Genomic DNA, 26,293 nt, shown 5'->3' on the forward strand with positions numbered 1-26,293 from the left:
TGGCGAGGGAGCTTGCTCCCGCTGGGCCGCGAAGCGGCCCCACGACGGTATCAGAGAGGCGCAGCAGCTCTTACAATGCCCGCTTCCCCCGCATCGGCCTGACCATGGACATCGACCTCGCCCGCACCTTCCTGGAAATCGTCCGCCACGGCAGTCTCGCCGCAGCGGCCGAGAAGCTGCACGTGACCCAGACGGCGATCACCGCCCGGGTCCAGAAGCTCGAAAGCCAGCTCGGCTGCGCGCTGTTCGTGCGCAACCGTGCCGGCGCGCGCTTGACCACCGACGGCGAGGCCTTCGTGGTCTACGCCAACCAGCTCGTGCAAACCTGGGAAGCGGCCCGCCGGGACCTGCCATTGCCCGAGGGCTATCGCAACGTCTTGCACCTGGGTGGCGAGGTCAGCCTGTGCAACCCGTTGATGCTGGCCTGGGCCGGAGCACTGCGCGAGAAAATTCCCGGCCATGCCTTGCGCATGGACATCCGCGACGGCGAAAAGCTGCTGCAGCAATTGGAACTGGGCCTGCTGGATGCAGCGGTGGTCTATCAGCCCGAATACTGGCCGCGCCTGCAAGTGGAACAATTGCTGGAAGAAAAACTCATCCTGGTGCGCCTGGCCGCCCGTCCCGAGCCCTACGTGTACATCGATTGGAGCGCGGATTTCCGGCGCCAACACGACACCGCGCTACCGGAAAAGGCCAAGGCCGCGGTGACCTTCAACCTCGGTCCCCTGGCCCTGCAATATATCCTCGAGAATGGTGGCAGCGGCTACTTCCGCACACGGGTCGTGCAGAGTTACCTGGACAGCGGCATCCTGGAGCGGGTGCCCAAGGCGCCGGAGTTCAACTACCCGACCTACCTGGTGTATTCCAGGGACCGGGACTCGGCGGCGTTGCAGCAGGCGTTCGAAGTGCTGCGGGAGATCGTCAGGACCGGTAGCGACTGGTCCCAGCGCTGGGATCCGTTGACCTGACCGGTTATGAGGCAAGGCCTGGGATCTGGCGTGGTCCCGCTTTGTAGGAGCTGGCGAAGCCTGCGATCTTTTGATCTTGATTTTGATCCTTCACTAGAAACTCAAATGTCAGGAGAAAGATCGCAGCCTCGTTGCACTCGACAGCTCCTACACAGCTCCTGCACAGCGCCTACAGTCGCAGCCCAGCGGGAGCAAGCTTCCTCGCCACAAGAAAGCCCTCGGCACATTGCTGTCTGGGCTACCTCTGCATCCGCGCGGCGATCTGGTCCTTGATCTGAAGCCGTTCCTTCTTGAGTGTCTCCAGTGCATCGTCGGGCATTACGGCCGGGGGGCTCTCGGCCTTCACGACCTTGGCATCAAGTTTGGAATATTGCTTGATCAACGCATCGAGACTTTCATCCTCGCGGCGTTTTTTCAGGATGTCTTCTTCTGTGCACTTCAGATCCTGACAAAGATCATGGGACACCGGCATGGAGCACCTCCTTTGTTGGTTCGGTGGCAAGTGTTTTTCATGGCACTGCCTGTCACCAGCATGGCCTTGCCGGTCGGGTTCTGTCGACCGCCAATCCGACCAGCGGCGACCGTTCGTCGTACCGGATCGCTTGGCGATCAAACCTTTGCCCGGGCACAACCCTCCATTGATCAGAGACGACAAGAATCGCTCGTTCAACCTGTGTGGAGACTTACCTATGGACAGATTTACCCTGCGTCAACTCGGCCTGGCAGTTGCCCTGAGTACCAGCATGGGCATGGCATGGGCCGCGACTTCAAATGACTTTGTCGACAACGCGGCGGTCGGTGGCATTGCGGAAATCGAAACCAGCAAACTGGCCCTGGAAAAAAGCCAATCGGCGGACATCAAGACCTTCGCCAACAAGATGATCACCGACCACACCAAGGCCAACGAAGAGCTGAAGGCGCTGGCGAAAAAACATGACATCGAAGTGCCCGACGACACCACGCTGATGAAAAAAGCCAAGGGGAAAATCCTTGAGGTGCGCGATGAGTCCTTTGATGCGGCCTACGCCAACAATCAGGTCAAGGCCCACGAAGAAACCATCGAGCTGTTCAAGAAAGAAGCCAACACCGTTACCGACGACAAGAAGGCTGGCAACACCGAACTCAAGGCGTTCGCCCAGAAGATGCTGCCGGACCTGCAACATCACCTGGATGAAGCCAAGAAACTTCAGGCTGCTCACCCAAGCAAGTAACGGCAAGCCCGTCCCTTGAGCCGCCATAGGGCTCGCTCAAGAAAAAACGGCGCTTCTTCCGATAGAGGAAGGCGCCGTTTTTGTATCTCGAATGCTTATCAGGCCTGAAGCCCCTTGCGAGCCACTGCGGCACCGGCCTGCAACGCCCTGCCCACCTGCTCTTCGAAATCCCCCTGGCTCATCACCTGCAAGGCTGCGGCCGTGACGCCCCGATAAGCCACCAAGGCGTCGATCATCTGCTGGGGGTCGCGATTGGCCAACAGTTGACTGCTGTTGACCACGACATTTTTTGCGGCCATCTGCGCGATGTCGTCGGGTATGCCGGCCAGCATCGCTTGACGGGCCAGGGCCGTCATCAGCAAGGCCGCAAAGGCCGGGCCGGTGCCCGAGAGCGCAGAGAGGTAATCGATGAAGTCTTCTTGCTGGACTTCTGCCGCGGCGCCTACGCATTCGAACACACGCTGCACCAGGTTTTTCGTTGCCGCTCCTACCCCAGCCGAACAATGCCAAGGCGTAAAGGACTGCCCGATTTCCACCGCCGCGTTGGGCATCGCCCGCACGATCGCTGAAGCTGACGTCTGCGCGGCAATCATCTGGGCCGTAATCCCGGCCATCAATGAAATCACGGTTTTGCCCGTCGCATCGATGCCCAGGCTGGCGAAATGCTCGGGGCGCACCGCGATGATCACTACGTCGCTGCGATCCACCAACCCTTGGTTGTCCGTGACCAGGCGAGCGCCTTGTTCAGCCAACGGATGGTTGCCCGAGCGATTGGAAATGATCAGGTTCCCCGCCGGCACCAGTCCCTTGGCCAGGACCGCTCTGGCAATCGCGCCGCCCAACCACCCGGTGCCGCCAATGATCCCCAAGGTTTTATTGATCATCGGCATTGCCTTCGAAAGTGTCCGTCAACGGAACGAAGACCCCGGGCTCTTTTTCGGCATAGCCGAACTTCCCGTAGAAACGATCCAGCTCACGTGGCTTGGGGACTTTGCCGGTGAAGATGCTCACGTACTGCGGAATGCGCTGGAAGCGCACGGTGATCAACTCTGTGGTGTTCATGGTGATGTAGCCGATCTGCGTCAGGTAGATCGTTCGGGCCCGTGCATCAGCGCCTTGGGTGTCGTAGCCGAAGCGCTTGAACATGCTCGCCAGGGCATTCATGCGCTGCTCATCCACGACCGCCACCTCCTGGGCCACTTCAGCGGACTGAAGCGCCCAACTGCGCACGGCGAATTCAAATTGCGAGTCGAACAATTGCGGATTGAGCCAGCACTCGAACACATTCAGGATCGCCTCGGAAATGCTTTCGGCATAGCTTTCACTTTGCCGTATGAGCCCCCCTGTATTGGTCTCCCGCCAACGCGACAGCAATGCCGCCAGCAGTTGCTCGCGATCCTCGAAAAACCAGTAGAAGCTGGTGCGTGACAAGCCCAGGCGCTTGGCCAGCGGCATGACCCGAACCGCATCGATGCCCGACTCCTTCAGGGCCTCATAGGCCGCTTCCAGCCAACCCTCCGGCGAGCCCCGCCAGCCTGCGTCCTGGGCCTTGCCACGTGCCTTTCCTACCTGGGGCATCCTGCTTACCTTCTTCAATCATGCGTAGCGCGAATGTACTTGGATGACCGCTGAATGTACACCCAAGTACATTTAATCGACTTTTTTGACCCAGAAGTGGCGAATCATTGATGATAAAAACTCATGAGGCACTGACTTAAAATGGTTTGTCAGCCAAAGGCACCTGGATAACTATCTCCCACAGGCAACGGACTCCAAACCAAAACAACAACGAGCCGCCATTATGAATCTTGCAGTGCACTCTTCTGGAAAACCCTCGACATCCGGCCAAAGAAAGCCGGGGCGACTGGCGTTGTCACACGCTTCTTCTGTTACCCATTCCCTGCCCAAACTTCGATAACTGCTGACGCGACGCCTCGCACAGTCGTTTTGCGTTGCCTGCGAACCTGGCACGCGAAGCGGCGCCCGGGCGGTTGCTGGCATGCGGTTTCTTTCCATCAGCCGGATCAGTGATATGTGGATGACACAAGAGAAGCTTCCCCTGGGCGAACACATCGCTCGGTATGTCGAATGGTTGACTCAACATGGCGCCGGTATTTTCGACGCCATCTCGCTGTCGCTGTCGGGTGTGATCACCGCGTTTACCACCGCACTCCTGTGGTTCAACCCCTTGGCGTTGATCGCTGTTTTCGCCCTGCTCGCCTACTACATCCAACGCAAGGTGAGCCTCACCCTCTTCGTCACCTTCGCCTTCCTGCTGATCTTCAACCTCGGTTACTGGCAAGAGACCATGGAAACCCTTGCCCAAGTGACCTTCGCCACACTCGTTTGCGTGGTCATCGGTGTACCGCTGGGCATTGTTGCCGCGCACAAACCGATGTTCTACACACTGATGCGCCCGGTACTCGATCTGATGCAGACCGTACCGACCTTCGTTTACCTCATTCCTACGCTGACACTCTTCGGTCTGGGTGTGGTCCCGGGCCTGATCTCAACCGTGGTATTCGCCATCGCCGCCCCCATTCGCCTTACCTACCTGGGCATCCGTGATGTCCCGGAAGAACTGATGGATGCCGGCAAGGCCTTCGGCTGTTCGCGCCGCCAATTATTGGCGCGCATCGAACTGCCCCACGCCATGCCCAGCATCGCCGCCGGCATCACCCAATGCATCATGCTGTCACTGTCCATGGTGGTGATTGCCGCCCTCGTGGGCGCCGACGGGCTTGGCAAGCCGGTGGTCAACGCGCTGAACACCGCCGATATCTCGATGGGTTTCGAAGCGGGCCTTGCCATCGTGCTGCTGGCGATCACGCTCGACCGCATCTGCAAGCAACGTGAAACCCTGAAAAGAGGTGACGTATGAGCATCATTCGTTTTGAAGACGTCGACGTCATCTTCGCCGCCCGCCCGAAGCCTGCCCTGGATCTGCTCGACCAAGGCTTTTCCCGTCCGGAGATTCTTCAGAAAACCGGTTTGATCGTCGGCGTGGAGAAAGCCAACCTGGAGATCAACAAAGGTGAGATCTGCGTGTTGATGGGCCTGTCCGGCTCCGGCAAGTCCAGCCTGCTGCGCTGCATCAACGGGCTGAACACCGTCAGTCGCGGCAAACTGTTCGTCGAACACGAAGGCCGGCAGATCGACATCGCCGCTTGCACCCCCGCCGAGCTGAAAATGATGCGCACCCAACGCATCGCCATGGTGTTCCAGAAGTTCGCCCTGATGCCCTGGCTGACAGTGCGCGAGAACATCAGCTTCGGCCTGGAAATGCAGGGCCGCCCGGAAAAGGAACGGCGCAAGCTGGTGGATGAAAAACTCGAGCTGGTGGGCCTGACCCAATGGCGCAATAAAAAACCCCATGAGCTGTCCGGCGGCATGCAGCAACGGGTGGGCTTGGCCCGCGCCCTGGCGATGGACGCCGACATCCTGCTGATGGACGAACCCTTCTCCGCCCTCGACCCACTGATCCGCCAAGGCTTGCAGGATGAGTTGCTCGACCTGCAGCGCAAGCTGCACAAGACTATCGTGTTCGTCAGCCATGACCTGGACGAAGCCCTGAAGCTGGGCACGCGCATCGCCATCATGAAAGACGGCAAGATCATCCAGTACAGCAAGCCTGAAGAGATCGTACTGAACCCGGCCGACGACTACGTGCGCAACTTCGTCGCCCACACCAACCCGTTGAATGTGCTGTGCGCGAAAAGCTTGATGACCCCGCTGGGCCAGTGCGTTTTCGCCCGCGACGAATATTGCCTGGATATGGCTCAAAACCTGTGGATGGTGGTCACTGCGCAGCGTCATTTGAGCAGCGTGCGAAAAGGCGCCACGACCGCACACGTCCAATCCTGGAATCCGACCCAGGCCATCGGGACCTTGGCTCGGCAACCGACGTGCGTGCCGCCGACCACGACCATGCGCGACGCCCTGCAGATTCGCTACGAAACCGGCCACCCCCTCATCGTGCAGGACGAGGCCGGTGCCGTCCTGGGCATCGTGGGCGACGGTGAACTGTATCGGGCACTGCTGGGGCATAACCTGTCACACCCGGTGCTTGCTGAACCCGCAGCAGAATCTTCGGTGGCGTAAGTCACGGCACGGCGTTGGAACACTTCTATGCAACCCAGCGATATCGATAAAAAGGTCAAGGGCTATCGGCGGCTGATACCGTCGATGACGGCGCTGCTGGAGTTCGAGGCGGTGGCGCGGCTGGCGAGCTTCACCCTGGCGGCCCAGGAACTGGGCGTGACCCAGGCGGCCGTCAGCAAACAGATCCGTTTGTTGGAAGAGACCCTGGAGACCAAGCTGTTCCATCGGCTTCATCGAGCGATCAAGCTGACTCATGAAGGTTATGTCCTGCACCTGGTCGTCGCGGAGTCCATACACCGCATGGCCAGTGTCTTCGACAAGATTGCCGAGGGTATTGGTGAGCAGGAGATCACCATCGCCTGCACCGAGGCGTTTTCGCACTTGCGAATACTCCCCAGGTTGACCGCGCTACGCACCCTGCAACCCAAGCTGAAATTGCGCTTGCTGACGCAGCAGGTCTCGCCCAGTTCATATCGCGATGACGTCGACCTGGCCATCCGTTTCGGCAATGGAAAATGGGAGGACGGAAGCTCGATTTTCCTCTTTGATGAAGAAGTCTTTCCCGTGTGTTCGCCGGCCTGGCTGGCCGCCAATCCGGCCCCTTCCTCCATTGCCGATTTCCTGGACACGGCGCTGATTGACTCCGATTCCACCCTGGAAGGCTGGATGACCTGGAACCGTTGGTGCCGGGAACTCGGGGATATGCGCCCCAAGCTCAGTTATTCATTTCGCTGCAGTTCCTACAACGATGCGATCCAGGCGGCCATGCAGGGCCACGGCATTGCACTGGGCTGGAGCCGGCTGATCGCGCACCGACTCAACAGCGGTGAGCTGATCAGAATCACGCCCTATGGGGTCAAGCCAAAAGACGCTTATTACCTGGTCATTCCAAGCGGTCGAAAACGTGAGTCCATCACCCAGGCACTGATCGACTGGCTGAGCGATGACAGCTACCTAAACCACTGATTATCAAGACGTTAAAGACCACTTCCAGGCATAACGCAAAGTTATGCGAACGTGAAAATAAAGCGCGTTGACGGTCTTATTGCACCTTCCCAAACTGTACTTGCCGCCTGATCAACCTTGAGTTTGAGCGAGACCCATAATGACTATCAATGCCGTGAAAACCCATCGTGCACTGCTGACCGACCGCACTCCCGGCCATGGCATGCCGGGTGGTTTGTTTGGTCGCCAGGATGTTTTTGAAACCGACGTCGAGATCTTTTTCACCCAGCATTGGATTCTGGTGGGGGTCACCAGCGACGTCCCCGAACCCGGTGATGTCTCCACCCTCGATATCGGCAAGTCATCCATCCTCCTGGTGCGCGACGATGACGAGCAGGTGCAGGCCTTTCGCAATGTCTGCCGGCACCGCGGGGCTCGCTTGAAGCAGGCCGGCAAGTCGACGGTGGGCATGCTGGTCTGCCCCTACCACCAGTGGACGTATGACCTCGACGGCAGCCTGAAACATGCAGCGCACATGGGGCAGGCCTTCGACCCTAAATGCAAAAGCCTGATTCCCGTGCACACTCGGGTTGTCGGCACCCATGTCTTCGTTTGCCTGGGCGACGAACCACCAGAAGACATCCAGTACCTTGATCAGGTCATGACACCGCGTTTCGCTCAATATGACATCGCCCGTTCAAAAATCGCCTTCGAATCGGAAATCATCGAGAACGGCAATTGGAAACTGGTGATCGAGAATAACCGCGAGTGTTATCACTGCGCAGCCACCCACCCGGAATTGACCGCCTCGTTCCTGCCCGAAGATTTCGGTTTCTGCACCGATGGCCTGGGGGAGGACTCACTCCAGGCGCTGGCGGAGTATCACCGCCGCAATGCCGAGACCAAGGCCAACTGGGAGCGCGAAGGTTATATCTGCGACGCCGTCGAACATCTAGGTGAAGACGTCGTGACCCAGTTCCGCTCGCAGCGGCTGGCCATTGCCGGCAACGGCGAATCCCAGACCCTGGACACCCGTGTGGCGTGCACCCGGCTGTTCGGCGACCTCACCCGCCGCGACTTGGGCGACATGCATTTATGGACCCACAACTCGTGGACCCATGTCATGAGCGACCACGCCGTGGTTTCCTACATCATTCCGTTGGCGCCCGACAAGACTCTGGTGCGCAGCAAATGGCTGGTCCATGCCGATGCCGTCGAAGGCGTCGATTACCACCTGGATAAGCTGACCGAAGTCTGGGTCGCGACCAACCTGCAGGACGCCAGCCTCGTCGGCATCACCCACAGCGGCACCCAGGATCCGGCCTACACCCCCGGGCCGTTCTCGGCCTTTACCGAAACCTATGTCGACCAGTTCTCGCGCTGGTACGCGGCGCGCCTCGCCGCCCACGGCGTGTGAGGAATGAACATGACGACTTACGAACACCTGACGCGCCCTGGAAACGCCAGCGCGGTCCAGCGTTTCACCGACCCGACCACCTGGGGCACGTTCGGTGCGCAGTGGCACAGCGGCGAGCAGAAAATCCTGCAATGCTGCGCCGTACGCCAGGAGACCCACGATGTCAGGACGTTCATTTTTCGCTGTGCGGACTTCAGCGCCCTTAGTTTCGAGCCCGGTCAATTCATCACGATCTCGCCGGTCATTGGCGGGCAAACCATTGCCCGCTGCTACACCCTGTCGTCTTCCCCGACCCGGCCCTTTGCATTTTCCATCACCGTCAAGCGCGTACCGGGGGGCGTGGTTTCGAACTGGCTGCATGACCACCTCAAGGCCGGCGATAGCCTGAAGGCGTCCGGCCCAGCAGGCAGCTTTACGCCGGTCGGCCATCCGGCCAACAAGTTGTTGTACCTGTCCGCCGGCTCCGGCGTGACGCCGTTGATGTCGATGACCCGGGCCGCATGCGACATGGCTGGCAACCTCGACATCGTATTCGTGCACAGCGCCCGCACGCCCACCGACATCATCTTCCACGGGGAATTGACGCGCATGCAGGCGGCCATGACGGGGCTGCGGGTCATCAGTATTTGCGAAGGGCTTGGCGACGCCCCTCAATGGCAGCAACCGATAGGCCGGCTCGACTTGTCGTTGCTGAGCCAGCAAGTGCCGGACTACAAGGAGCGGGAGATCTTCACCTGCGGTCCCCAGGGGTACATGGAAGCGGTCAAGTCGCTGCTCAGGGAAGCAGCGTTCGATTTCGCCCACTACCATCAGGAAAGCTTCGACATTGCCGCACTGAATGAGCAACCGTTGATCGAGCAGGCCGCTTCGCTCGATCGGCCAGCCGAGTTCACCGTGACCCTGTCGCGCTCCGGCAAGACATTCAGCATGGCGGCCAATCAGACCGTGCTGTCCGCCGCCAAGAAAGCCGGCGCCATCGTGCCCTCCTCCTGCAGCCAGGGCGTGTGTGGTACCTGCAAGACCGCCCTGCTCCAAGGCACGGTGGACATGAATCACAACGGCGGCATCCGGCAGCGGGAAATCGACAAGGGCCTGCGTTTGCTGTGCTGCAGCAAGCCCACTTCCGACCTGGTGCTTGATCTTTAGCCGTTCCTCGCTAATTAGGTAGTCACTGCACGCCGGCTTCTGCACAATCTCTGTGCGCCTAACATTAATAAGACTGAAGCCTGATGAAACTGCAACCCTTGCCGCCACTCAACAGCCTGGTGGCGTTCGAGGCCGCCGCCCGCCACTTGAGCTTCACCATGGCGGCACGGGAACTGAACGTCACCCAAGGCGCCATCAGCCGCCAGGTACGCTTGCTCGAAGATTATCTGGGCACGGCACTGTTCACCCGCACGACCCGGGAAATCAACCTCACCGCCACCGGCAGCCAGTATTATGAAAGCGTGCGCGACACGCTGCAGCACATCGCCCAGGCCACCGCGGGCATACGCCATTGGCAAGGTGCGCAGCAAGTCACGGTGGTCACCAGCACGGCGATGGCGTCGCTATGGCTGCTGCCGCTGGTGTCGCAGTTCCAGCGCCAGAACGAGGAGATTGACCTGCGCATCATCGCGACGGATCAAGTCAGTGATTTTTCCCGGCTCGACTGTGACCTGGCGCTGTATTACTGCAGCACGCCGCCAAAAAACATGAAAGTCACGCCGCTGTTCAACGAGGAGATTTTCCCGGTGTGCAGCCCCGCTTATCTGGCGCAACACCCGGAAATCGAGACACTGGAGCAATTGGGTGGATGCACCTGGTTGTGGCTGGAAGACCAGCACAGCGACTGGATTGGCTGGAAAGAATGGTTCCAGCGTCTTGGCTACCCAGCGCCAGAACCTCGACGGCGCATCAATATCAACAGCTACGCCATGCTGATCCAATCAGCCCTGGCCGGGCAAGGGATCGCCCTGGCGTGGTCGGGCCTGCTCAGCAATCACCTGCAAACCGGCAACCTGGTGCGGCCAACGCACGCCATCCTGCGCACCGACGCGCAGTTCTGCCTGCTGGAACCCCAAGGCCGGGCCCCGAACAGACAAAGCGTCAACCGCTTCCGCCAGTGGCTGATGGCCCATCTGGCAGAAACGGTCGACGCTTGATGGGCCGGGCGATCTAGCCGATTTTCACGTTCATGGTGATGCGCGCCGTGAAGACCTTTACCCCCGCCTCGTCGAAGATCTCGACCGGGACAATCTTGTCGCCCGAAGTCTGCCAGTCGATGTCGCTGCCGTCGGCAATCGCGTGGATGGAGGTCTTGGCCTTGGCCAGGTATTCGACAGTCATGCCTTTGGGAATCCAGCGAGCGCCGCTGGGGATGGACACCTCGGTCATCATGCCGCCGGCCAGCTCTGCCGCGTTACACAGTGCGATGGCGTGAACGGACGCCAGGTGATTGGTGATTTCCTTGCGAAACGGCACCTTCACTTCGCCGCGACCGGGGGCCAACACCGAAATTTCCGGGTTGATGGTGCCGAAGTACGGGGCCATCTGGCAGGCCATATTGCTGAACGCGGACGGACCGACGCTTTGGTACATGCTGAGAGTCTGGCTCATGGGGTATCTCTGGTCAGGTGGGCTGGAGTCATGAACAGAACATTACTCGATTACAGAATTATGCTCTGTTACAGAACAATATTCTGTAATCTGCCACGCTGTCAATCGCTCGTGCCAAGCCTTCGTTTCAATTAACATGGCCCCTTTTTGCCCGGGCCGAAAAATGGAACCTGTCGATCTCCTCGAGCGCTGTTACCCAGGGCGTCGTGCCGAGTCCAAGCGGCATATCCTTCGATGTGCCTTGGCACTGTTCAATCAACAGGGCATAGAAGCGACCACCATCGATATCATCCGTGGCGAAAGCGAGATGAGCGTGGGGGCCATTTATCACCATTTCGAGAACAAGGAAGGTTTGGTCGCGGCGTTGTACATGACCGCCCTGGACGATCAGGCACGGCTCAGGGACAGCTACCTTGGTGCTGTCGCGTCGACCCGGGAGTGGGTGCATGCCCTGGTGTTCAGCTACGTGGATTGGGTGGTCAGCCAACCCGATTGGGCACGGTTCCAGTACCAGGCGCGCTTTGCGGTCGCGCGCAGCAGCTTCAACGAGCGGCTCGCCGAGGCGAATCTGGCCAGGAACGCCGAACTGAAGAAATGGTTCAGTGACCCGGCCCACCGGCAGGATCTGCAGGACCTGCCTTTCGAGCTGATCCCGTCACTGATCATCGGCTCGGCGGAAAGCTACTGTCGCGCCTGGCTCTCTGGCCGCGTCAAACGCAGCCCTGAAGGCTACCGGCAGCAGTTGGCCGAGGCCGCTTGGCGTGCCGTTGGCATGCACGCCGGCACCTCGTCCTGAAGGTTCTGAGCCCCCCGAACAGATTCATTGCATAGCGGCCCAGCCCTAGTGGCCTGTGTGGCTAATTCGTGCACTCGAATTAACCGTACAGGCCACTAGTTGCGCGCCGTCGGCATGGCGCGATGGCCGAAACTGGTCGATGGCCGCGAACCTGCTATCTTTGAAACAAACCTGAGTAGTTGCGATCCCATACGTATCCAGGTTTGTACAGGGAGTAACGAAGTTTGGAAGCAGTGGAACTGCTCGCTGTTGATGAATGGGCACCATCATGTCTACGTGGCGATTGTGATGTGATCATCGTCAACTACAACGCCGGTGAGCTTTTGCTGGCGAGTGTAGGGTCGGCGTTTGCCGCCGGGGCCTCCCGCGTGATCGTGGTGGATAACAACTCCCACGATGACAGCCTGGTGCAGTTGGAGCGAATCCACCCTGCCGGCGACTCGCTTCAGATCGTCCGCAATACCGCCAACCTCGGCTTTGCCGTGGCGTGCAATCAAGGTGCTCGCCTGTCTGCGGCCCCCAACGTTTTTTTCTTGAACCCGGACACCGAACTGGCCGCCAATGCCATGGACCGCATGCTGCAGGCACTGCGCAGCTCGCCCGAAATCGGCATGGTCGGAGGTTTCCTGTGCAATCCGGACGGCAGCGAGCAAGCCGGTGGACGCCGGGTGTTTCCAACGCCCAGACGCGCCTTCATGCGAGCTTTCGGGCTTTCGCGACTCTCGACGCTTTTCCCATCGCTGTTATCCGATTTTTTATTGCATAAGGAACCGCTACCCAGCGCCCCCACTGTCGTTGAAGCCATCTCCGGAGCTTGCATGCTGGTCAAGCGTGAAGCGATCGAGAGCGTCGGGCTGTGGGACGAAGACTATTTCCTTCATTGCGAGGACCTGGACTGGTGCATGCGCTTCCATCAGGCCGGCTGGCGCGTACTGTTCGTGCCGGATGCCCGGGTGATGCATGTGTTCGGCGGTTGCAGTCGTGATCGACCTTATTTCGTCGAATGGCACAAACACTTGGGGTTCCTGCGTTTCTATCGCAAGTTTTTCCGTCGTAAATACCCTGCCGTCCTGTGGATCAGCGTGGTGATCGGGGTCTGGTTTCGATTCAGCCTGGTGGTCCTTCGCCACGCCACCACCCGGCTTAAGCATGCATGGAACCTTCGATAATTGCGGCTAGGCGTATTGGGCGGCACCAGCCTCCTGGGCGAGCGCGCCCTGCCATTGCTGGCCCATGCCGGTCACTCGACGAGCGCCTTTGCCCGAAGCCTGCCCAGCGTGTCCTGCCCCGGGGTCACCTGGCGAAAGGCTGACGACTGGCACGGACTGGCGCTGGACACCTTCCTGTCATTCGCGCCCCTCTGGGTGCTACCCGACTACCTGGAGCGCCTTGCCGGCACCCAGGTCAAACGTGTTGTCGCCCTCTCATCCACCAGCCGTTTCGGAAAGCACGCATCGCCCGACGCTCGGGAACGGGACGTGGCGCAACGCTTGATACGTGCAGAAGAACAGCTTGAGCAGTGGGCGGTCGAACGGCAAATCGAATGGGTAATCCTGCGACCGACCCTGATCTATGGTTTTGGCCGCGACAAGAATATTTCGGAAATCGCGCGGTTCATTCAACGCTTCGGATTTTTCCCACTGATCGGAGGCGGCACCGGGTTGCGCCAGCCGGTGCATGGGGATGACGTCATCCGGGCGTGCCTTTCCGCCGTGAGCACGCCTGACCTGCCCAGTGGCGCCTACAACCTCTCGGGGGGAGAGGTCCTGTCTTATCACACCATGGTCAGGCGTATTTTCCAGGCCATGGGACGCCCGGAGCGAACACTGCCCCTCCCTGCCCCGGTATTGAGCCGGGCCGTTTCGATCATGCGCTGCCTGCCACGCTACCGACATCTTTCCAGCGCGCTGGTGGCGCGGATGAATGAGGATCTGGTGTTCGATCATTCCCACGCCAGTGATCGACTTGGCTTTGCGCCCAGGGCGTTTCAACTGATGGAAGAGGACTTGCCTGGGCGCTGAGGCTGCTGACGGCGGTGGGTCAGCTGCAGGGATGTTGAGTTGACGGGCCCCATCGCGAGCAAGCTCGCTCCCACAAGGGTATCTGTGGTGCATGCAATACCTGGAACACCTCAAAAAACGGTGGGAGCGAGCTTGCTCGCGATGGCGGAGGGTCAGTTTGCGGTGATATTGAATACCCACAAGGTTTTTTGGGTACTGCACGACCCTGTGGCGAGGGAGCTTGCTCCCGCTGGGTCGCGTAGCGGCCCCAAAAAAACGATGAGCGCTGCGCACTCAAGCGGGAGCAAGCTCCCTCGCCATAAAAACTATCCAGCCATCACGCCACAGATTGATCAACGGTAAACCCTGTGGGAGCGAGCTTGCTCGCGATGGCGGCGTGACCGTCGACGAGGATGTTGAAGGTGATGGCCCTGTGGCGGCCTAACCCTTCTCCCCCAGCTCGCTGCGGTGAACATGGGCTTGCCAAGCGCCCCATTTGCTTTCGAAGTACGCCTGGTTCTTGTCCCAGAGGGCCTGGTACTCGCCACTGGCGATCAGCTTCCTGAACGAGGCCTGCCCGTAGTGATGGATAAACGCATCTTCGGCGCAGACCGTCCGATATCCGGCCGCCTGCACGCGACGGCTGTAGTCGTCGTCCTCGAACATCCCGATCCCGAATGCCTCATCCAGATACCCCACCTCTTCGAGGACGCTGCGGCGAAAGGCAACACAAAACATCGCCAGCATCGAGATATCGAATGAGCGTCCCTTGCGGGTTTCGGTGTAGCGGTCTGCAAAGTCTTGCATCTGTTGAATGTCGGTATAGGAAACCTCGATTTTCGCTTCGTTGCCGACCGCATTCGTGACCGGCCCGACCAAGCCGATACTCGGATCCCGCACATGCCTGACCAGCGGGTCCAGCCAGCCGCCAGGCACGACCGTGTCGTTGTTGAGCAGCAGCAGGACGTCACCATCGGCTTCGCGCAAACCCTGGTTGTTCGCCGCGGCAAAGCCCCGGTTGTCCGGGTTCAGGATGATCTTCGCGCTCGGCACCGCTTGGCGCAGGCGTTCAAGATAATCACCTGTCCCATCGTCCGAGCCATTGTCGACAACAATGAGCTCGTAATGGGGCCAGGTGGTGTTACGCAGAATGCTGTTGACGCATTGAATGGTCAGGTTGAGGTTGTTGTACGTCACGAGCACGATGGAGACTTTTTCGTACAGGCCGACGATAGCCAGGTGCATGCTATTGAAGCGATCCTTCCAATCATTGGCCCGGGCCAGCTCCACGCGCCGTTTGTACAGGACCAGGTCGCGTTCGGCCAAGGCACGCTCGATCTGCTCGAGGAACTCATCGACCCCGGTGGCGAAGTACAGCAGGTCTTTATAGATGCTCATCTCCGTCAGTGGCGTAGAGATCACCGGCTTGCCTGCGCTGATGTACTCGTAGAACTTCACCGGATCAACCGCATGCGTCACGTTGTAGAGCCTGAAGGGAATCAGGCAGGCATCGAAATGATCCAGGTAAAGCGGCATTTGCGAGTACGGCTTGTGGCCCAACAGCTGCACATTGGGCTTGTGCTCGAGACCCGTCAGATCCTCGACGAAAATGTCCCCCACCAGGACGAAGTTCCACGCTGGCCGCCGGTCCGCCAGCGCCGCCAGCAAGGGATAATCAAGCCACTGGGCCAGGGCACCGTAGTAACCAATGACAGGCCCGACAAGCCCGCTCAACACATCATTGGTAAAACAGTGCTGCCGGAAAAAAGCGAAATCCACCGCGTTTCGGACCAACACACAGCGTGGGTTGTAGGCACACCATTTTTCGTAAAGCAACGCGGCGGAAACGGTCACCAGGTCGGCCTGGGCAATCAGGGTCTTTTCCTCGCTCAGCAACTGTTCGCCGATGTTCGGAAAGCCATCCCAGTCATCCATGCAGTCGTAGTGAATGCGCCAGCCGTGCATGGCGCGCAGGCTGAGTGCCACCGGGCTCCAGTAGGCGATATGCACCACCGAGAGGGCGGTCCTGATCTGCATGTCGGCAACCAACGCAGCCAAGGCTCGCAGCAAGGCTTGATGATTCTGAGGCGTCACGGTCTTTTCGTAATACGCCTCTTGCGCGTCGCGCTGCAAGGCCACTTCAAAGACATTGGGCGCCACCGACGCCAATCGATAAAGCTGCCCCTGCTCCGGCACAACGGAGGGGACGATGTAAAACACCCGATAACCATTGTTCGCAAACTGGCTCATCAACTGCTGCGGTCGCTGAAAGCGCGCGGCCCACTCGATGTTGGCGAAGCAGAGAATATCCAGGCGTCCTTTCGTCGCAAAATCAGGCTCCACCGTAACGTTTGGCAACGGCTCCGGTGCTGCCGGGTAGACGATTGCCGCAGCCGTTTCGGGAAATTCCCGGGTGGCGGCAAAACCATAACGCATCACCCGGAACAGTGAACGCAGGGGACGGGTGAAACGCCACGAACGGGTGTTTTGCAGGAAGTCGACTTTCGCCAGGGCGATATCGCGCTCGTTGATGGCCGCATCCCGTTGAGCCAAGGCGGCATCGCGGTCGATCAAGGCGCTGTCGAGTTTAAGCACGTGGGTACCCATGCAGCGGCGTGCTGTCACCCGGCGGCCACAGGGAACTAACGGAGCCCGGCCGGTAGAACGTCGCCGTCAGGCTGCGGCGGGAAGATTGGCAGCCACTCACCACGGGAGTGACGGCATGCCAGGAATGGTCCGAGCGCACCAGGATCGCCGAATTGCCCACCAACGGCTCGATCTCGGCCGCCACGGCGGTGGGATCGTTGCGGTGCAGGATGGTCAGGCAGCCGCCGTCGTTGCGGTCCCAGGACTCATTGAAATACAGGATATGGGTGACCAGTTTGTCGGGCAGGTCCGGATGGGCTCCCAGGCTCGCACCGGGGCCGTAATGAAAGACGTTGACCTCCATCGGCACACTGCGCAGATCGATCCCGCTCAGCTCCGACATGGCCTCTCGATAGGCGGCCGAGCCGAGGTCCTGTGCCAGTCGCAACCACGCCTCGCTCAGTTCTTCGGGAAACGCGATGGTAGGGGTGCCCATGCTTACCAGGGCCCGCGCCTCATAGTCATAGTTTTTCTCGCCACCGTAACCACTCACCGTCTTGAAGTGATCGTGAGGAAAGGTTGCCGCCAACGCGGCGGCATCCTCGGTCGAATACAGATTGCCGATTTCAGCCCATGAGAACGGATGGGCCTTTAGCGCCGCTGGCGTGAGACGAGAGAGATCTAGCATTGTCGGTTCTTGTTCGCTGTCAGGTTTCGGATACCACGGGCGATGGAACGCAGTGGTGCGGTCATTCGGAATGAATTGGAGTTCTGCAACTCAAGCATCCTGGCGTCACTGAGGGCCAGTTGCTGGCTGAGCTGGACAATCCGTTGCTGCTGGACGAGCTCCTGCGCCGCAAGGCTTTGTGCCGGTTCGATGCTGGCCGGCTCTGGCACGACAGGGCTTGCCGGCCGTTCAGTCGACACGGGGTCACGGCCCTCGGCTGCGGCTTCAAGCAGATTGGGCAGATGCTGTAGAAACGCTCCCAACACCGGCTGGGACGCTGTTTTACCCTGGCGAATGATCGCCGCGACCCGGTCCCAATGTTCGACCAACTGATCCGCCGCCGCACGCGCCGCGGGCGATGGACAGGTCTTGCCCACGCGGGCGAGCAACCATTGCGGATCGATCGTCGCCACGTCCGGCAAGGCGTGGAGCGAGTCGAACCCCGCCAGCGCCGTGTATTTGCCCGTGGTCAGGTCCGCCGAGCAAAACACCGGGACGCCAAACGCCAAAGCGGTGATCGCCAGGTGGTAGCTATGGCCGATGACCGCTTGGGCCTGGCTGAGAATTTCCGCCATCAGCAATGGCTCTGGCCAGAACGACAAGGTAACGGCCCCCGGCAGGCGCCCGGCAATGACCGACGGATCGTCCCCAAGGACGGGGCCAATCGGCACCACCAGGAACTGATAGCCCTGGAATGCCTCGGCGTGGTCTTCGAACAGTTTTATAAAGGATTCCACCACGTGAATGGCGTGGATCACGATGTAGGGCCCGGTCAGCCCGGCCTGTTCGCGCAGGCCAATGAACTCGGCCGAGGGTTGCTGCTCATCGATCAGGCGGGGCAAGCCAAACGCGGTATCGGGCAGCACTTCGATCTCGGCCTGTTGAGCCAGCGCGGCGAGGGTATCGCGCGACAGTGCATCTCGCACGCGCACGTACTGGCTCTGCTCAAGGGTCATTTTCAATAGCGGCCTGGCCCAGTCGGGAATATCGTTGCAATGCATCCCGGGGGCATTCCACATGACCGGGACCGCGTGTTGCAGCGCGATGAGCGCAGGGGTCAGCCAATAACCGGTGGGGTGGTGGATATCGGCGGTTGTCGGACCATAGCCGTGGGCAACGACTTTATCGAAGCGGATCAGGAAACCACCGCCAATCAAGACCCCATCCAGGCTCGCCGCGACATGGGGCAACTCCGTCAGCGATGTCACCGCATAAGGCCATTGCGGTGGGGTTTTCCCGTGGTAGGAAAACCGATGCAGGTTGACAGAACCCAAGCGCCGGGTCAGCTCCGCCTCGGCGATGATCGGAAACAGCAGATCACCGTAGTTCTCCACGTCAAAGGTGCCGAATATGGCGACCTGCCACGTGCGCGTGTCCGGGTGCTCCGTCAAAACCTGTTCTCCTTGAGCGGCGCAGACCTTGGGAGGCGGTTCAACCGGTCGAGGGTCGATCCGCTGCAACCCCAGGTCAACCATGCCCAAGAAGTTCTTGTGGTTCGGCAACATGTCGAACGCCAAGGGCGCGACCTGCTTTTCGATCAGTTGCGAGGTGTCTTCCGTCGCGCCGTGCAACAGCTTGAGGGTGACATGATAGCGCCCCTCGGCGAGGTTGGCCGGGAAGCGCACCGTGATCGCCGCACGCCGCCAGCCGTTTTCGGGCGGGCTGGGTTGCAGTGTGAAGTTGCCCCCGCCGATCACCAGCAGCCTGGCCTCCTGGATAGTGAAGCTGATGTTCGGTTGCGTGATCGATTCATGCAGCAACGCCTCGACGCGAATCTCGATATCGTCGCCATACAGGTAGCTGGACGAAAGTTGCTGGGTATTGGTGAAGCAGGCAGCACTGATGTGCCCCTCTTCGGTCCCGAAGGCCATACCCTCCTGCCCGCCCATGAATGACTTGCGCGTCACCGGTATCACGCCACCACTGGCCCAGCGACGTTGCTCGTCCCGCATGTCGAGCAAGTGCAGCTCGGCCATTTCATCGGGCGAGCCGCTGGCCACGACCCGGCCTGCGCGCAGGTAGATGACCCGGTGGCAGAAGCGCTTGACCATGCTCATGTCATGGGAGACGAACAGCAGCGTCGTGCCTTTGGCAGCCAGTTCTTCCAGCCGGTTCAGGCATTTGAATTGAAAAGAGGCATCGCCAACGGATAGGGCCTCGTCGACGATCAGGATCTCCGGCTCGACACAGACCGAAACGGCGAAGGCCAACCGTACCAGCATCCCGCTGGAATAGATCTTGGTGGGCTGGTCGATGAAGTCGCCGATATTGGCGAAGGCGATGATGTCATCGAAACGAGCGTCGATTTCCGAGCGATCCAAGCCCAGCACCGCCGCATTCACATAGACGTTTTCGCGACCGGTGAACTCCGGGTTGAAACCGGACCCCAGCTCGAGCAACGCCGCAATCCGACCATTGCCCTGGACGCTGCCCCGGGTCGGCATCAACGTCCCGCAGATCAGTTGCAACAAGGTGGATTTGCCGCTGCCGTTACGGCCGATGATACCGACGGTCTCCCCCCTTGCGATGGTCAGCGAAACATCGTCCAAGGCCCAGAACTCGCGATAGAAACGCTTCCTGCCGCGCACCAGCATCTGCAATAGACGGTCCTTGGGCGCATCATAAATCTGGTAACACTTGCTCAGGTTTTCGGCACGAATGGCCACTTCAAACGACATCGACAAAACCCTTCCATGAATCACGGCCATTATTGCGGCGCTACTCAATCAGTCCTTCGCTGGGAACTGCGGATGAGTTAAGCACAGATGGGGAAAAAAACTTCGAATGAACCTGCACGTGGTCTACCCTCCAATGAGGACGCGACACAGGGAGCATCCGAATATTGCCTTAAGGATCAAGCACCAATGCAGTCGTTCAGCACGTCCCCCACCGCCATGATCAAGAGTGTCCTGGTCAATCGAATCCTGATCTACGTATTGATCCGCAGAGAAGTCATCGGGCGCTACAAGGGTTCGATGCTCGGCGTCTTGTGGTCGTTCTTCACTCCGGTTTTCATGCTGGTGGTCTACACATTCGTGTTCAGTGTCGTCTTCAAGGCCCGCTGGTCGGGCGGCGGTGAATCCAAGAGCGAATTCGCCCTGGTGCTGTTCGCGGGCCTGTTGGTCTTCAACCTGTTTTCCGAATGCGTGAGCCGTGCGCCGGGCCTGGTGCTGGCCAATACCAACTACGTCAAGAAGATCGTGTTCCCACTGGAAACCCTGCCCCTGGTGTCGCTCGGCGCAGCGCTGTTCCACATGGCGGTCAGCGTCCTCGCCTGGCTGATCTTTTATATCGTCCTGTTCGGAACGCCACCGGTAACGGCCCTTCTATTGCCATTGGTGCTTTTCCCCTTGGTGCTGATGACGCTGGGTCTCTCCTGGTTTCTCGCCTCGATCAGCGTCTACCTGCGTGATATCGGCCAGTTCATCGGTATCATCATCACGGCGATGCTGTTTCTCTCGCCGATTTTCTATCCGCTCTCGACGCTTCCGCAGAGCTATCAGGCCGCGTTGCAGGCAAACCCGCTGACGCTGCCGGTGGAAATGGTTCGCGATGTGCTGTTCTGGGGCCGGCCGCCGCAATGGGCCTATCTGGCGGCTTATTCGGCCATTTCCGTGCTGATTGCCTGCGCCGGGTTTGCCTGGTTCCAGAGGACCCGCAAAGGCTTTGCCGACGTTATATGACATTGTTGCGTGGCGCCCCGCTCAGCACCCGCTATGCTGATTCATGCCACGGCTGGAGCCTGGCTGGTGACTGACGCACACAGATCCTGAAAGACCGAGTGTGCGTTGCCGTATTGACCAAAGGACCAGAAAACTGCATGGACCAGATCAACCGTCTTGTTGATTGCATTGACCAACTGACTCGCTCAACACAATCCAGAACCATTGAAACCTTGCAGTTGGTCAAGGAAATCGAGAATCGAGATCGGCTTATCGAACAATTGAACCTTGGTTCGAAAGCGCTTCGCACCCGTCTGTCGCTCCAAGAAGGCAAGACCGGGCGACTGCGCGAGCAACTGCGGGTGGCCGAACAGCGCCTCAAGGACGCCGAGGCATTAATCCAGGCCAAGGAAAAAGAGGCTGTCGTGCTTTCCGATTGGGCGGTGGATCTGCGTGCCCAACTGGCGGCCAAGCAAGCCGAGCTGTTCAAGCTTTCCGACTGGGGCAACGCCATCGAACGTGCACCGCTGCGTTATTCGATACGCAAGCAGTTGTATAAATTATCGCGCCAGGTCTACGCCTGGTTGCCACTCACCGCACAGCAGAAAAGCAAGCTGGCGCGTCGGCTTCGAAGTTGGTTGAAACCCGGCAAGGCAACACCGGGCGAATCATCGGCAGACGCCAGTTCTGCGCTGCAATCTCTGCCACCGCCGGTAAACCTTGCAGTACCGTCCAGCCTCGGGCAGCCCACGATCCTGATGTTCGGCGTGATCGATTGGCACTTTCGCATCCAACGCCCACAAAACCTGGCAAAGGAACTGGCCCGGGCCGGACAAACGACTTTTTATATCTCGAACAATTTCATCGACGACGAGGCCCCCGGCTTCGAAGCAGAGCCCTTGGAAGGCTCCAACCGGCTGTTCCAGATCCGTTTCAAGGTGCTCGGTGCACCGGCCATTTATCATGCCCCGCCGTCAGCGGCCGCGATCCGCCAGTTGTGCGAAGGCCTGGCCATGCTCCTGCAATCGGCGAACGTCAACGCGGCGGATTGCATTGTCCAGCACGCCTACTGGTTCCCGCTGGCCAGGCGAGTGCCAAACGCCACGCTGGTCTATGACTGCATGGATCACCACGAAGGCTTCGGCAACGTGGCCCAGGAACTGCTCGACCTGGAAATCGCCCTGATGCGCCGGGCTGATCTGCTGGTGGCGACATCCGACTGGATCGAACAACACGGCAAGCGGGAAAACCGCAACGTTGAGGTGATCCGCAACGCCTGCGAGTTCAGTTTCTTCAGCCGACGTCCCGACAAGGTCTACCGGGCCCCCGGCAACAGAAAGATCATCGGTTACTACGGCGTCATTGCCGAATGGTTCGACCTGGACTTGGTCAAGCGGGTCGCCCAGTCCTTCCCGCAGCACCTGATCCTGTTGATCGGCAGTGATATCGTCCAGGCAAAAAGACACTTCAAGGCCTTCCCGAATGTGGTCCTGGAGGGTGAAGTCCCGTATGCCTCCCTGCCTTACTACCTTCACGCCATGGACGTTTGCCTGCTTCCGTTCAAGGTCATGCCGTTGACCCTCGCCACCAACCCGGTCAAGGTCTATGAATACCTGAGCGCGGGGAAACCGGTGGTGTCGGTGAAACTGCCGGAGTTGAGCCAGTTTGGCAAACTGGTCTGGGCGGTTGAAGAGCCGACTGAGTTCATCTCGACCCTGCGCAGCGTCCTGGGCGCACTGCCGGAGGACAGCGCCACGCTGGCGGCCCGTCAATCGTTCGCCCGGGGCCAGACCTGGCAGCATCGGGCCGCCAGCCTGCGCGAGGCCATTGCAACCTTGCCCGTGCCCAAAGTCAGCGTCGTGGTGTTGACCTACAACAACCTCGAACTGACCAAGGCCTGCCTCGACAGCCTGTTGACCCAGAGCCAGTACCCGAACCTTGAAATCATCGTCGTCGATAACCACTCCAGCGACCAGACCCCGGCGTTCCTCACTGCCTGGGCCGACGGCCATCCAGACCGGATCGTGATCCTCAACCAGGACAACAAAGGATTCGCCGCCGGCAACAACCTGGGCCTCGCCGCGGCCAGCGGCGACTACCTGGTTATCCTGAACAACGACACGGTCGTCACCGCCGGCTGGATCAAAGGCTTGATCCGCCACCTGCAAGACCACAAGGAGATCGGCATCATTGGCCCGATCACCAACAACATCGGCAATGAGGCCAAAGTCAGCACCCGCTATGAACGGATAGAAGACATGCCCGCCGAAGCCGCGCAAATGACCCGCGCCCGCATGGGCGAATGGTTCGAGATCAACACCCTGGCGTTTTTCTGCGTGATGTTCCCGCGCTCGACCTACGAGCAGATCGGTGGCCTGTGCGAAGAGTACGGCCTCGGGTTTTTCGAGGATGACGACTATTGCCGCCGCATACAGCGTCGTGGCATGCGCGCGGCCTGTGCCGAAGATGTTTTCGTTCATCACCACCTGTCCGCCTCGTTCAACACCTTGGGCGCCAGGAAAAAACAGGCACTTTTCGAAAAGAACCGGGCGATCTACGAAAGCAAGTGGGGATCCTGGGTCCCGCACACGTACCGAGACGCCTGAACGTCCTTCGCATGCAACGCTATTTACTCAAGGGAACAGATGAATGTGTGGCGAGGGAGCTTGCTCCCGCTGGGCCTGTAGGAGCTGTCGAGCGAAGCGAGGCTGCGATCTTTCCCCGGACACTTGAATCCCAAGTGAAAGATCAAAAGATCGCAGGCTTCGCCAGCTCCTACAGAGCCCAGCGGGAGCAAGCTCCCTCGCCACGAATCTTTGGTTTGCCTTAATGGACAGTGTTGTCCCTTTAGCCGAGACGATATTTTGCCCAGATTCAGCCTCAAATATGCAGTAGTGCTGTTGGTTCTGCTGGTAAGTGCGGTGGTCGGTGTATACGGTTTTTCGACGCTTGAACTGGCGTCCATGAACAGCAGTAGCCGGACGATATTGCTGTCAGTGGCAGTTCTCGCCGTCCTCACCGTCTTCACTCGCAAGCCACCGCTCATGCTTTGCCTGGGTTTACTGGCGTGCCTGGCCGTTGCCTGCGCGCAAGCTTGGCCGGTGATAGTGGTCGTAGTCTTCGCCCTGTCTGCCACGGTGCTCGGCAGGTGGATGCTCGGGCAAGCAGCCTCTGCCGATTGGAGTGTCCATCTGCTGGTAGGTGCCGGTACGTTCGGTACGCTAACGGGCCTGGCCGCGTATTGGCCGATCAACTACCCCTGGCTATATGGCGCGATGCTGTCGCTGCCGCTGCTACTGGGGCACAAGCACGTCACCGGGTTATGGCGTGAACTGCCGCGGCACATCCAGGCCACCCGCTCAGCACAAACACCCCTCCAGACCGGGCTTGACGTCCTGATCGGAGGCTTTGCCTGCCTTTACGTGCTGGTCGCCTTCATGCCGGAGGTCGGGCATGACGCGTTGGCCATGCACCTGTTCGTCCCCTCACACCTGGCCCAGCGACATCAATGGTCGTTCGATGCCAGCACCTATGTGTGGGCTGTCATGCCCATGCTGGCCGACTGGATCTACAGCATTGTCTATATGCTGGCTGGCGAAACGGCCGCGCGCCTGAGCAACAGCGCCTTCACCTTGCTGCTGGCGTGGCAGATCCGCAACATGACCCTCTGGGCCGGAGGCTCTGCCACCAGTGCCCGCTGGGCAAGCCTGATCTTTTTGTCGACACCCCTCGCCTTCGCCGAAAGCAGCAGCCTGCATATCGAGTCGGCGTGGACCGCCTTCATGCTGGCCGGCACCCTGGCGATCCTGAAGGTCGCAAGCTTCACGCCGGATCCCAGGGAACGCCTGTCGCAACTGCTCCTGGCCGGCGTCCTGCTGGGCTTCGCCCTGGCGACCAAGGCCGTGACGCTGAGCGTCCTGCCGGTCCTGCTGGTGATCCTGCTGGTGCAATTCAAGGCCTGGGTTGTGCCAGGCATCGTCAAGACGCTCCTGCTGGGCAGTGCCGGCCTGATACTGGCCGGTGCCACTCCCTACCTCTGCGCCGGGTTCTTGACCGGCAACCCGGTGTTCCCGTTTTTCAACGCCATCTTCCATTCGCCGCTCTGGCCCGACATCAATTTCGAACCGCCGGCCTCGTTCGGTACCGGGATGACCTGGGATACCCTCTATCGAATGGTCTTCAAGTCGCCCCAGTTCATCGAAGGGCGCGTCGGTGCGGCCGGCTTCCAGTGGCTGTTGCTGCCCACGGCCGCCGTCGCCGTGCTGTTGAGCGGCAACAAAAAAGCCCTGTGCATTCTCCTGGTTGGCGCCGGCGCGATGTTCACGACGTTCCACTCAACGGCCTACCTGCGTTATGTGTTCCCGTCCTTCGCGCTGTTTTCGGTGATCCTGGCCCTGCCCTTCTCCGACGCCAGGGTTTTCCCCCGCAGCCTCGCCATCGTCGCCGGTGCCCTGCTGGTCCTGGCCAATACCCGTTTCATTCAGGCCGCGACTTATTACGGCGACATCAGCCCCTCGGCACTGTTGAGCCAGGCAGGTCGGGAGGCCTATCTATTGCAACGCCTGCCTATCCGGAAAATGGTCGACACTGCCAACGCCTTGAATAGCGGTGATCAGCCCGTGGCGGTCTTTGCGTCGCCGCTGATGGCCGGTTTGCACGGCGATGCCCTTTACGCATCCTGGTACAACCTGAAGTGGAAAAACGAATTCGATGCGGCGGCCTCACCCTCGGCGCTCACCCAGCGCTTGCGCCAGCGTCAGGTGAGCTGGCTGGTGATCGACCTCAAATCCCTTCCCCAGGCGCCTCTCGATCGGCTGCTCGCTGTGTCCACGTCGTATGCCAGATTGGGTGACCTGGACCTGCGCAAACTCAACGTCACGCACGATGAACGCCTGCTCAACCCGGAGCTGTCCAGCCTCGAAGGCTGGAGCCTGACGTCACCCTCGGCGTATGACGCGGAGCGCAAGATCCTGACCGTCAACGTCAACACACCGGCCACGCAGCGGGTCGAAGTGACACCGGGACTGACGTACATCAACAGCGTGTCCGCACGCTGCGCAACAACGGCCACCACCGGCAGAATCCAGGCCAATTGGATGGACGACCAAGGCGATTTCATCACCGCCAGCATCGAGACATTTGACTGCACCACGCAATGGGAGACCCATGAAATGAGCGTCGTTGCCCCTGCAAATGCCACGTCCGCGATCATCTATGCGTCCGGGCATACCGACACTCCCGTGGCATTCAGGTCACTTTCATTCAGGCAATAGTGGGCGATA

Annotated in this window: 21 protein-coding genes and 1 pseudogene; 14 read left to right on the plus strand and 8 right to left on the minus strand. The window is 59.8% G+C overall.

The annotated features are described in order from the left end of the window. Positions 1-104 precede the first annotated feature (104 nt). Complete coding sequence (locus tag ACLH0I_RS18395) at positions 105-968, plus strand: LysR family transcriptional regulator (RefSeq protein WP_411385026.1); 864 nt, start codon at positions 105-107, stop codon at positions 966-968. A 238-nt stretch (positions 969-1,206) separates the two neighbouring features. Here the strand turns inward: ACLH0I_RS18395 and ACLH0I_RS18400 are convergent, their stop codons facing one another. After that, entirely contained in the window at positions 1,207-1,440 is a 234-nt protein-coding gene (locus ACLH0I_RS18400) for a YdcH family protein (RefSeq protein WP_186706669.1), read from the minus strand. 217 nt (positions 1,441-1,657) lie between these two features. Here ACLH0I_RS18400 and ACLH0I_RS18405 point away from each other — a divergent pair, with 217 nt between their 5' ends. Then, positions 1,658-2,179: a DUF4142 domain-containing protein gene (locus ACLH0I_RS18405; protein WP_250965924.1), complete on the plus strand. Its 522-nt coding sequence runs from the start codon at positions 1,658-1,660 to the stop codon at positions 2,177-2,179. A gap of 98 nt (positions 2,180-2,277) precedes the next feature. Here the strand turns inward: ACLH0I_RS18405 and ACLH0I_RS18410 are convergent, their stop codons facing one another. Both ACLH0I_RS18410 and ACLH0I_RS18415 read right to left on the minus strand, forming a co-directional pair. After that, a complete protein-coding gene (locus ACLH0I_RS18410) occupies positions 2,278-3,063 on the minus strand; it encodes a pyrroline-5-carboxylate reductase family protein (protein WP_411385027.1) in 786 nt (261 codons plus the stop codon). Then, positions 3,053-3,757 carry a TetR/AcrR family transcriptional regulator gene (locus ACLH0I_RS18415; RefSeq protein WP_250965922.1) on the minus strand — a complete coding sequence of 235 codons (705 nt, stop codon included), beginning with the start codon at positions 3,755-3,757 and terminating at the stop codon, positions 3,053-3,055. The genes ACLH0I_RS18410 and ACLH0I_RS18415 overlap by 11 nt, the downstream gene beginning before the upstream one ends. Positions 3,758-4,211: 454 nt before the next feature. Here ACLH0I_RS18415 and choW point away from each other — a divergent pair, with 454 nt between their 5' ends. From choW to ACLH0I_RS18445, 6 genes are all read left to right on the plus strand, one after another. Beyond that, a complete protein-coding gene (gene choW / locus ACLH0I_RS18420) occupies positions 4,212-5,060 on the plus strand; it encodes a choline ABC transporter permease subunit (protein ID WP_186706665.1) in 849 nt (282 codons plus the stop codon). Continuing rightward, complete coding sequence (gene choV / locus ACLH0I_RS18425) at positions 5,057-6,280, plus strand: choline ABC transporter ATP-binding protein (protein ID WP_411385028.1); 1,224 nt, start codon at positions 5,057-5,059, stop codon at positions 6,278-6,280. The genes choW and choV overlap by 4 nt, the downstream gene beginning before the upstream one ends. A 27-nt stretch (positions 6,281-6,307) precedes the next feature. After that, entirely contained in the window at positions 6,308-7,246 is a 939-nt protein-coding gene (locus ACLH0I_RS18430) for a LysR substrate-binding domain-containing protein (protein WP_411385029.1), read from the plus strand. 139 nt (positions 7,247-7,385) lie between these two features. After that, positions 7,386-8,642, plus strand: coding sequence for an aromatic ring-hydroxylating oxygenase subunit alpha (locus ACLH0I_RS18435; RefSeq protein WP_411385030.1), 1,257 nt, complete (start codon positions 7,386-7,388; stop codon positions 8,640-8,642). Positions 8,643-8,651: 9 nt separating this feature from the next. Then, positions 8,652-9,788 carry an FAD-binding oxidoreductase gene (locus tag ACLH0I_RS18440; RefSeq protein WP_411385031.1) on the plus strand — a complete coding sequence of 379 codons (1,137 nt, stop codon included), beginning with the start codon at positions 8,652-8,654 and terminating at the stop codon, positions 9,786-9,788. An 83-nt stretch (positions 9,789-9,871) separates the two neighbouring features. Further along, positions 9,872-10,786 carry a LysR substrate-binding domain-containing protein gene (locus ACLH0I_RS18445; RefSeq protein ID WP_186731011.1) on the plus strand — a complete coding sequence of 305 codons (915 nt, stop codon included), beginning with the start codon at positions 9,872-9,874 and terminating at the stop codon, positions 10,784-10,786. 13 nt (positions 10,787-10,799) lie between these two features. Here ACLH0I_RS18445 and ACLH0I_RS18450 read toward each other — a convergent pair whose 3' ends face one another. Further along, positions 10,800-11,240: a hotdog fold domain-containing protein gene (locus ACLH0I_RS18450; protein ID WP_053121459.1), complete on the minus strand. Its 441-nt coding sequence runs from the start codon at positions 11,238-11,240 to the stop codon at positions 10,800-10,802. Positions 11,241-11,403: 163 nt separating this feature from the next. Here ACLH0I_RS18450 and ACLH0I_RS18455 point away from each other — a divergent pair, with 163 nt between their 5' ends. The 3 genes from ACLH0I_RS18455 (at position 11,404) to ACLH0I_RS18465 (ending at position 14,057) form a co-directional block, all read left to right on the plus strand. Next, entirely contained in the window at positions 11,404-12,036 is a 633-nt protein-coding gene (locus tag ACLH0I_RS18455) for a TetR/AcrR family transcriptional regulator (protein WP_250962185.1), read from the plus strand. Positions 12,037-12,326: 290 nt separating this feature from the next. After that, positions 12,327-13,205: a glycosyltransferase family 2 protein gene (locus ACLH0I_RS18460; RefSeq protein ID WP_411385032.1), complete on the plus strand. Its 879-nt coding sequence runs from the start codon at positions 12,327-12,329 to the stop codon at positions 13,203-13,205. Next, entirely contained in the window at positions 13,206-14,057 is an 852-nt protein-coding gene (locus ACLH0I_RS18465; RefSeq protein ID WP_250962187.1) for an NAD-dependent epimerase/dehydratase family protein, read from the plus strand. It abuts the gene before it with no gap. Positions 14,058-14,477: 420 nt separating this feature from the next. Here the strand turns inward: ACLH0I_RS18465 and ACLH0I_RS18470 are convergent, their stop codons facing one another. The 4 genes and pseudogenes from ACLH0I_RS18470 to ACLH0I_RS18485 all read right to left on the minus strand — a co-directional run. Then, positions 14,478-16,631 (minus strand): glycosyltransferase, encoded by a 2,154-nt coding sequence (locus ACLH0I_RS18470; RefSeq protein ID WP_411385033.1) that lies wholly within the window; start codon positions 16,629-16,631, stop codon positions 14,478-14,480. Next, positions 16,624-17,310, minus strand: a complete 687-nt coding sequence (locus ACLH0I_RS18475) for a 2OG-Fe(II) oxygenase (protein WP_250962189.1) — start codon at positions 17,308-17,310, stop codon at positions 16,624-16,626. The genes ACLH0I_RS18470 and ACLH0I_RS18475 overlap by 8 nt, the downstream gene beginning before the upstream one ends. After that, positions 17,304-18,824 carry a polysaccharide pyruvyl transferase family protein gene (locus ACLH0I_RS18480; protein WP_411387531.1) on the minus strand — a complete coding sequence of 507 codons (1,521 nt, stop codon included), beginning with the start codon at positions 18,822-18,824 and terminating at the stop codon, positions 17,304-17,306. Before ACLH0I_RS18480 ends, ACLH0I_RS18475 begins: the two co-directional genes overlap by 7 nt. Next, positions 18,804-20,027, minus strand: a pseudogene (locus ACLH0I_RS18485) (ABC transporter ATP-binding protein); the annotation flags it as partial. The gene ACLH0I_RS18480 and the pseudogene ACLH0I_RS18485, both read right to left, overlap by 21 nt. 186 nt (positions 20,028-20,213) lie before the next feature. On the opposite strand from ACLH0I_RS18485, the gene ACLH0I_RS18490 reads away from it, so the two are divergent. From ACLH0I_RS18490 to ACLH0I_RS18500, 3 genes are all read left to right on the plus strand, one after another. Next, on the plus strand, positions 20,214-21,032 hold the full coding sequence (locus tag ACLH0I_RS18490; RefSeq protein ID WP_411385034.1) for an ABC transporter permease: 819 nt from the start codon (positions 20,214-20,216) through the stop codon (positions 21,030-21,032). A gap of 137 nt (positions 21,033-21,169) precedes the next feature. Further along, positions 21,170-23,617, plus strand: a complete 2,448-nt coding sequence (locus ACLH0I_RS18495; RefSeq protein WP_411385035.1) for a glycosyltransferase — start codon at positions 21,170-21,172, stop codon at positions 23,615-23,617. Positions 23,618-24,007: 390 nt separating this feature from the next. Then, the gene (locus ACLH0I_RS18500) at positions 24,008-26,284 is read left to right on the plus strand and encodes a phospholipid carrier-dependent glycosyltransferase (RefSeq protein ID WP_411385036.1); all 2,277 of its coding nucleotides are present in this window, start codon (positions 24,008-24,010) and stop codon (positions 26,282-26,284) included. The last annotated feature ends 9 nt before the right edge of the window (positions 26,285-26,293 follow it).

Source organism: Pseudomonas sp. MPB03 (assembly GCF_046605385.1).
Lineage (GTDB): Bacteria > Pseudomonadota > Gammaproteobacteria > Pseudomonadales > Pseudomonadaceae > Aquipseudomonas > Aquipseudomonas zanjanensis.

Excerpts from the sequence above, each read along its gene's own strand:
- ACLH0I_RS18455 (WP_250962185.1), top strand. The coding sequence starts at position 11,404 with ATGGAACCTGTCGATCTCCTCGAGCGCTGTTACCCAGGGCGTCGTGCC.
- ACLH0I_RS18415 (WP_250965922.1), bottom strand. The coding sequence starts at position 3,757 with ATGCCCCAGGTAGGAAAGGCACGTGGCAAGGCCCAGGACGCAGGCTGG.
- ACLH0I_RS18395 (WP_411385026.1), top strand. The coding sequence starts at position 105 with ATGGACATCGACCTCGCCCGCACCTTCCTGGAAATCGTCCGCCACGGC.
- ACLH0I_RS18495 (WP_411385035.1), top strand. The coding sequence starts at position 21,170 with ATGGACCAGATCAACCGTCTTGTTGATTGCATTGACCAACTGACTCGC.
- ACLH0I_RS18480 (WP_411387531.1), bottom strand. The coding sequence starts at position 18,824 with ATGGTTGACCTGGGGTTGCAGCGGATCGACCCTCGACCGGTTGAACCG.
- ACLH0I_RS18435 (WP_411385030.1), top strand. The coding sequence starts at position 7,386 with ATGACTATCAATGCCGTGAAAACCCATCGTGCACTGCTGACCGACCGC.
- ACLH0I_RS18440 (WP_411385031.1), top strand. The coding sequence starts at position 8,652 with ATGACGACTTACGAACACCTGACGCGCCCTGGAAACGCCAGCGCGGTC.
- ACLH0I_RS18445 (WP_186731011.1), top strand. The coding sequence starts at position 9,872 with ATGAAACTGCAACCCTTGCCGCCACTCAACAGCCTGGTGGCGTTCGAG.
- ACLH0I_RS18400 (WP_186706669.1), bottom strand. The coding sequence starts at position 1,440 with ATGCCGGTGTCCCATGATCTTTGTCAGGATCTGAAGTGCACAGAAGAA.
- ACLH0I_RS18450 (WP_053121459.1), bottom strand. The coding sequence starts at position 11,240 with ATGAGCCAGACTCTCAGCATGTACCAAAGCGTCGGTCCGTCCGCGTTC.
- ACLH0I_RS18430 (WP_411385029.1), top strand. The coding sequence starts at position 6,308 with ATGCAACCCAGCGATATCGATAAAAAGGTCAAGGGCTATCGGCGGCTG.
- ACLH0I_RS18405 (WP_250965924.1), top strand. The coding sequence starts at position 1,658 with ATGGACAGATTTACCCTGCGTCAACTCGGCCTGGCAGTTGCCCTGAGT.
- ACLH0I_RS18490 (WP_411385034.1), top strand. The coding sequence starts at position 20,214 with ATGCAGTCGTTCAGCACGTCCCCCACCGCCATGATCAAGAGTGTCCTG.
- ACLH0I_RS18475 (WP_250962189.1), bottom strand. The coding sequence starts at position 17,310 with ATGCTAGATCTCTCTCGTCTCACGCCAGCGGCGCTAAAGGCCCATCCG.
- choW (WP_186706665.1), top strand. The coding sequence starts at position 4,212 with ATGTGGATGACACAAGAGAAGCTTCCCCTGGGCGAACACATCGCTCGG.
- ACLH0I_RS18410 (WP_411385027.1), bottom strand. The coding sequence starts at position 3,063 with ATGATCAATAAAACCTTGGGGATCATTGGCGGCACCGGGTGGTTGGGC.
- choV (WP_411385028.1), top strand. The coding sequence starts at position 5,057 with ATGAGCATCATTCGTTTTGAAGACGTCGACGTCATCTTCGCCGCCCGC.